General features: G+C 66.9%; 4 protein-coding genes. 1 reads left to right on the top strand and 3 read right to left on the bottom strand.

The window, feature by feature from the left end:
* Positions 1-102 precede the first annotated feature (102 nt).
* Together QZ609_RS22590 and QZ609_RS22585 are read right to left on the bottom strand one after the other, a co-directional pair.
* Complete coding sequence (locus QZ609_RS22590; RefSeq protein ID WP_295499706.1) at positions 103-1,335, bottom strand: c-type cytochrome; 1,233 nt, start codon at positions 1,333-1,335, stop codon at positions 103-105.
* A gap of 81 nt (positions 1,336-1,416) precedes the next feature.
* Positions 1,417-3,144 (bottom strand): methanol/ethanol family PQQ-dependent dehydrogenase, encoded by a 1,728-nt coding sequence (locus tag QZ609_RS22585; protein WP_295499704.1) that lies wholly within the window; start codon positions 3,142-3,144, stop codon positions 1,417-1,419.
* A gap of 445 nt (positions 3,145-3,589) precedes the next feature.
* On the opposite strand from QZ609_RS22585, the gene QZ609_RS22580 reads away from it, so the two are divergent.
* On the top strand, positions 3,590-5,914 hold the full coding sequence (locus QZ609_RS22580; RefSeq protein ID WP_295499702.1) for a TonB-dependent receptor: 2,325 nt from the start codon (positions 3,590-3,592) through the stop codon (positions 5,912-5,914).
* A 58-nt stretch (positions 5,915-5,972) separates the two neighbouring features.
* On the opposite strand, the gene pqqE is transcribed toward QZ609_RS22580, so the two are convergent.
* Positions 5,973-7,097, bottom strand: coding sequence for a pyrroloquinoline quinone biosynthesis protein PqqE (gene pqqE, locus QZ609_RS22575; RefSeq protein ID WP_295499701.1), 1,125 nt, complete (start codon positions 7,095-7,097; stop codon positions 5,973-5,975).
* Between the last annotated feature and the right edge of the window lie 190 nt (positions 7,098-7,287).

Genomic DNA, 7,287 nt, shown 5'->3' with positions numbered 1-7,287 from the left:
CAAGACAAAGAAAGTGAGTCAGCCCCGGCAGGGGATGAAACAGGGGATGGACCACAACAAAAAAAAACCGACGACAAGCCCATCCCCCATCAGCCAATCAACTCAACGCCCTGGCCCCGCATTCAACGGCGTAGTCGAAGCCCGTGCAGCATCCGCTGTCAGCTTGCTGGCATTCGCCCGATACCCATTCGAATACAGCAGAAACGCCATGATGTCTGCGTACTCCTGCTCCTTGAGCTTGCCGGGCCGATCCGCCGGCATATTGGTCGACAGGTACGAGAAGATCCCGCCAATGGTCAGCTTCGAGTTGGCCGCCGGCGCGAACGACGGCCCGCTGAGTGCCGGTGCCGTAACGCCCTGCAGTTGCGCCCCATGGCACTTGGCACACGCATTGGAATACAACGCCTTGCCACGCTTGGCCTGCGCACCGTCAAACGACGGCGCATCGCCATCCGCCCCGATCTTGACGATGGCCGCCGTGGCCGGCATGCCGCCCGTGCGCCGCACGTTATCGCGCATCTGGCCGGCCTCCACATGCGGGCCATCGAGATAGGCAAACGCGGGTGCCGACACGCGCGCGCTGGGTGCCCCCTCGGGCAAGGCCCAGTTGCGGGTGAGCGTTGCCAGGCGACCATCCGCCGACATGACGCTGAGCGCCGCGTCGATTCGCTCCTGCAGCTCGGCATCCGCCGCCTTGAAGGCGATCACCAGATCCCAGTCGGCATACGGCGACGCCGTTCTCGCCACGTCAAACTGCCGCTGTGGATGCGCCTGCCGATAGGCCACCACCGCCGGATACCAGACGATCGCGCGCTGCGCATGCCCGCTGGCCACGGCATCCACGGTCTGCTGGTGCGTGTTGACGAGGTCGATCCGCGTGTTCTTCTGCTGCAGCGCGATCAGCTGCGCGGGGCTGGCGAATGTCGCGGCAATGACGTCCTTCGCGGCATCCGGCAGCTTGCCGCCGCGCGCTTCGATGCTGACGTAGCCGGAGTGGAGGTAGCCGCGCGAGAACACCAGCGTGCTGTGGCTGGCGGCATCGGCCATGGCCGAGCGCGGGAAGCCGGCGATGACGTCGCAGCGGCCCTCCAGCGTGCGGCGCAGTTCCTTGAGCGAGACGCCGTCGTCGTCGCCATCGCCGATGGCGTGGGCGTCGAAGCTGGCGGCGATGCCGGCGGTCTTGAACGCTTCGCGCGCGACGGCCTGGTCGAGCGTGGTCGAGGGGCTGCCGGGGAAGGTGCAGATGCGCACGCCGGCCTGGGCGTGTGCCGGCAGGAGCGCGGCGCCGGCGGCGAGCAGGGACGCCGCCGCGAGGGAGTGGATTCGAGTCTTCATGATGACCATCTGCCTAAGAGGCGGGGGCGTTGGCGGCCGTCGCACTGGCAACGGCCGCGCCCCCTTTTCAACACATCGCGTTCAGTTGCGATTCAGCGCAAACACGTACAGCGTGCCGCCACGGGGGACCTTCTCCGCCGCCTTGGCCATCGGGCCGCCCCAGATCGGGTTGGCGCCGCCGTAGCCGGTGAGGATGGCGACGTACTGCTTGCCGTCGACTTCGAACACCGACGGCTGCGCGATCACGCCGCTGGCCAGCTTCGGGCTGGTCCACAGCACCTTGCCGGTGGCTTCGTCAAAGGCGTACAGATGGCCGTCGAGCGAGCCGCTGAAGGCCAGGCCCGTGGCGGTGGTGGCGACGCCGCCGTTCCACGGCAGCTTGCTCCAGTGGCTCCAGACCTTCTGGCCGGTGTTGACGTCGATGGCCTGCAGCTCGCCGTAGCCCTGGCTGCCGGGCTCGGGCTTGAGCTCGAAGCCTTCGCCCAGGTAGGGCAGCCCTTCCATGTAGTTGACCGACTTGCCCGAGAGGCTCATGCACGCGTGCAGCGACGGCACGATGGCGAGGTGTTTCTCGGGGTCGTACGAGACCGACCACCAGTTCTTGCCGCCGAGGAAGCTCGGGCAGGTGTCGATGGTGGTGCCGACCTTCGGGTATTTGGCGGCATCCTGGATGGGCGCGCCATCGGCGGTGTAGCCGGTCACGGAGGTGGCCTTCACGAACGGCTTGGCGTAGATCAGCTTGCCGTTGGTGCGGTCGATAGCGTGGAAGAAGCCGTTGCGATCGGCATGGAGGATGGCGTCGTAGCTTTTGCCTTCGTAGGTGATGTTGGCGAGCGTGGGGGTGTTGACGCCGTCGTAGTCCCAGGTGTCGTGGCGGGTGTACTGGTAGTGCCACTTGAGGTCGCCGGTTTTGGCGTCGAGTGCGAGCAGGGAGTCGGAGTAGAGGTTGTCGCCGGGGCGCAGGTCAGCCAGCCACGGGCCGGGGTTGCCGACGCCCCAGTAGAGCGTCTTCGATGCAGGGTCGTAGGTGCCCGTCAGCCAGGCCGGGGCGCCGCCGTGCTCCTGCATGCCGTTGGGCCAGGTGTCGCCGTGCTTCTCGTTGGCGCCGGGCACGGTAAAGCGCTTCCACAGCACCGCGCCGTCGTCCGGGTTGAGTGCCGCGATGAAGCCGCGCGCGCCATACTCGCCGCCCGAGCTGCCGACCACGATGGCGCCATCCAGCGCCAGCGGCGCGAGCGAGAACGCATAGCCGGTGGCTGGCTCGAACATGCGCTTGCGCCAGGTCACGGCGCCGGTCTGCGCGTCGAGCGCGACTACCTCGCCGCTGAGCATCGCCACGTACACGTTCTTGCCGTAGAGCGCGACACCGCGGTTGACCACGTCGCAGCAGGCGTTCTTGAACGCCTCGGGGCCGAGCTTGGGCTCGAACTTCCACAGCAGCTTGCCGGTGGTGGCGTCGAACGCGTAGACGTTGTCCTTGGGCGTGGTGACGAACATGAAGCGGCCGTTGACGATGGGCGTGGCTTCGAAGCCCTGCTGCAGCTCGGCCGGGAACTTGAAGCTCCACGCCTGCTTGAGGCCCTTGACGTTGGTCGCGTCGATCTGCGTGAGCGGCGAGTGCGACTGGCCGTTGTAGGTGCGGTAGTAGGTCAGCCAGCCTGGGTCGGACTGCGCGGACGTGAGCCGCTCATAGGTGACCGCCGGATAGTCGGCAGCCGCTGCCACCAGTCCGGATGCCAGACTCAACGTGGTTGCGGCGCCCATGGCGAGCGTCGCAAACCGCATGGCCGAAGCCGAGCGTGTCTTCATGTTTGTCTCCTGTCGAGGTGTCGGTGCGTCGTCCTGGCTGGTGGCACCGATTCATGTGGGTTGCAGAAACTCTGCGAGCGGACTCAATGCAAGCGGTATGCCAATGCCCGCTCCATGGAACGGCATGCAATTGATCTTGGGCAGGAAGTGGGCTGCGCGGACGTCACCGGCGCAGCAGCCACCTGCGATGCACGCGTGAGGCTGTTCCAAACTGGGACGCCGAACAGCGTGGTGTTGCGAATTGGAGCAGCTGAGGTGAGCAACGCGTGCGCGCCTGCCACACCCGCAACAGCACATCGCACGCGCTGCGCTTCGCCGAAGCGCGTGGCATGGTTCTCGCTCAAGCCTGCCCATTCAATAGGCATGGGCACGGTGGCTGCGGCAAGCACGCCGCGATGGTGTCGCGCCAGATAAACACGCCGGCAAGCCGGCAGGAGACGACATCATGCGTGCCCCGCGTGAGGTGCAGCCACGCCGGTTCCGGCGCCGCGCCCGCATCACCACCTTCACCCTTGGCAGTGCGCTGGCGGGCTTGTCTGCCGTGGCCTGGGCGCAGGCCGAGCCTGCGGCGTCTGCCTCGGCTGGCACCGACGTCAAGGAGATCACCCTGGCCTCCACCATCGTGGTCGGGACCACGCCACTGCTCGGCCTCGGCACGCCGCTGGCGCAGGTGCCCGCCAACGTACAGACGGTGCGCTCGCGCGATCTTGAACATCAGCACCGCAACACGCTCACGGATTACTTCGACAAGAACCTGCCGAGCGTCGACGTGTCGGATGCGCAAGGCAATCCGTACCAGGTCAACATCAACTACCGCGGCTTCATCGCCTCGCCGCTGCTCGGCACGCCGCAGGGCTTGTCGGTGTTCGTCGATGGCGTGCGCGTGAACGAGCCGTTCGGCAACGTGGTCAACTGGGACTGGATTGCGCAGGACGCCATCGACACGATCCAGCTCATTCCCGGCTCCAACCCGACTTACGGGCTCAATACACTGGGCGGCGCCATTGCTGTCTCCACCCGCAACGGCAAGACCAGCCCCGGCGGCGAGGCCGAGGTGACGGGTGGCGCATGGGGCCGCAAGACCGCGCAGGTGCGGCAGGGCGGGCTGATTGGCGAGCACCTCGACTACTTCGTGACCGCCAGCGCCGCCAACGACGGCGGCTGGGCCGACCACAACGCCAGCCGCATCCGCCAGGCGTTCGGCAAGCTGCGCTACACCGGCGAGGACACCACGCTCTCGCTATCGGTGGGCGGTGCCGACAACACGCTGCAGGGCACGCAGACGATCCCGCGCTCGTTTCTCGACAACCCCAAGCAGGGCTACACGTTTCCTGACCAGAACAAGAACCGCGTCGGTTACCTGACGCTCGCGGGCGACCACGCTTTCAACGACGATGTGCAGCTGAGCGGCAACGTCTACTACCGCCACTTCAGCAACACGAACACCAGCAGCAACGTCAATGGCGATTTCGGCGCGGTCAATGCGGATGGCACCATCGACACGCGGCAGGGGAGCAACGTCCAATCGCACGTGGGCACCGACAGCTATGGCGCGAGCCTGCAACTGACGCTGCTCGGCAAGCTGGGCGGCATGCAGAACCAGCTGGTGGTGGGGGCGGCGGGCGACTTTGCCAATTCGCACTACACGCGGGCATCGCAGGATGCCGTGTTCACCGCGTCGCGCGCCACCATCGGGGTCAGCGACTTCACGCAGCAGACCGATGCGAAGACGCGTGACGCCAACCTCGGGCTCTACTTCAACGACACGCTGTCGCTCAGCGAGCACTGGGTGCTCACACTGGCCGGCCGCTACAACTGGGCCCACGCGCAGATCGGCGACGAGAGCGGCACGCAGCCGCTGCTCAACGGTGACCACACCTTCTCGCGCTTCAACCCGGCCGTCGGCATCAACTGGAACCCGACGCCGCGCTTCACCGCCTACGCCACCTACAACGAGGGCATGCGCTCGCCCACTGCCATCGAGCTGGCCTGTGCGGACCCGGCCGCGCCGTGCTCGCTGCCGAACGACTTCATCGCCGACCCCGCGCTCAAGCCGGTCATCTCCAAGACCTTCGAGATCGGTGCGCGCGGCCGCATCGGCAAGGACACCGCCTGGAGCGCGGCGGCCTACAACACGACGCTGTTCAACGACATCCAGTTCGTCAGCAGCGCTGCAGGGTCGCAAGGCACGCAGGGCTTCTTCCAGAACGTCGGCAAGGTGCGTCGGCAGGGGCTGGAGTTGAGCGGCCGCACGCAGCTTGGGCCGCTGGGCGTGATGCTCAGCTACAGCCATGTCAACGCAACCTATCGCTCCACCTGGACGCGCAGCAGCCCGAGCAACTCCAGTGCCGATGCGAACGGCAACATCACCGTCCGGCCCGGCAACCACGTGACCGGCATTCCGGAGAACACCGGCAAGCTGCGGCTGGACTATGCCGCCACACCCAAATGGAACATCGGCACCAACCTGGTCTGGCGCGGCGGCGTCTATGCGCAGGGCGACGAGAACAACGCGGACGCGAACGGCAAGCTGGCGGGGTATCTGCTAGTCGATTTGGACACAACCTACCAAGTGACCAAGCAACTGCAGGTCTTCGCGACGGTGACGAACCTGTTCAACCGCCGGTATGCCAGCTTCGGTGCGCTGGGCGCCAACCTGTTCAACGGGCCGGGGCATACGTTCGATCCGGCCCATCCGGTCAATGAGCAGTTCGTGGGGCCGGGCGCGCCGCGTGGCGTGTGGGTGGGGATGCGCTATTCCTGGGATTGAGCGGGAATCGGCGCAGGGGGCACGGGGCTCCCTGCGCGCTCGGGCGTGTTGGGCCGATTCAGCCCAGGCGCACTGAGTTTTCCCGGCTGCGGAAGATCAGCGGTTGTTCCGCCGCATCGCGCGCCGGCTGGCGGGCCAGCTTGACGACCTGCTCGATCACGCCATGGTGGGCTGACTTCCCGCACACCGGGTCGGCCGCGTCGGCATCACCGGTGAGCAGGTAGGCTTGGCAGCGGCAGCCGCCGTGGTCGTGCTCGCGCTCGTCGCAGGTGCGGCAGGGCTCGCGCATCCAGCCGTCGCCACGGAAGGCGTTGAAGGCGTCGCTCTCGTACCAGACCTGCGCCAGCGAGGTGTCGCGCACGTTGGGCAGGGCCAGCCCGGGCAGCGCACGCGCGGAGTGGCAGGGCAGCGCCGTGCCGTCCGGCGCCACGCCGAGGAACACCGAACCCCAGCCGTTCATGCACGCCTTGGGGCGCGTCTCGAAGTAGTCGGGCACCACGAACAGGATGCGGCAGCGGTCGCCCACGCGCGCTCGGTATTCGTTGACGGTGGCCTCGGCCTCGCGCAACTGCTCGGCGGTCGGCATGAGCTGGGCGCGGTTGAGCATGGCCCAGCCGTAGTACTGCGTGTTGGCCAGCTCCAGATATTCGGCGCCCATCTCCAGCGCCATCTCGATGATCTGCCCGACGTGCGGCAGGTTGTACCGGTGCAGCACGCAGTTGAGCACCATCGGGTAGTCGTATGCCTTGATCAGGCGCGCGACGCGCTGCTTGAGCTCGAAGGTTCGGGTGCTGGTGAGGAAGTCGTTCAGCTCGCGGGTGGAGTCCTGCAGCGAGAGCTGGATATGGTCGAGCCCCGCCGTCTTGAGCCGCGCGATGCGCGCCTCGTTCAGGCCCACGCCCGAGGTGATCAGGTTGGTATAGAAGCCCAGCGCCCGTGCGTGTTCGACCAGCGCTTCCAGGTCGTCGCGCAGCAGCGGTTCGCCGCCGGAGAAGCCGATCTGCGCGGCGCCCAGCTTGCGCGCCTGGGTCATCACGTCGCACCAGGTGTCGGTGTCGAGCTCCGCGTCATGGCTGGCGAAGTCGACCGGGTTGTAGCAGAACGCGCAGTGCAGCGGGCAGCGGTAGGTCAGCTCGGCCAGCAGCCAGAGCGGCGGGGAGGGGGGTGTTGCATTGGTGTCCATGATGGGGTCTGTTCACATATGTAACGTGCGCACGTTGGCCCGAGCGGGGGCCAGATGCGCGAAGGACGTCGCCGCAAAGGGTTGTTCCCTTTGCAAGACGCGCCGACAAAGCAGATGGCCCCCGATCGGGCCAACCCGGAGGGCAAGGGGCAGATGGGCCGCATGGCGTCGTTGCGGCCGGCTTGCTTGG

The sequence above is a fragment of the uncultured Ralstonia sp. genome (genome assembly GCA_913056305.1).
Classification (GTDB): domain Bacteria; phylum Pseudomonadota; class Gammaproteobacteria; order Burkholderiales; family Burkholderiaceae; genus Ralstonia.
Note: the sequence above shows the minus strand (reverse complement) of the source record. Positions and strands in the feature narration are given on the sequence as shown.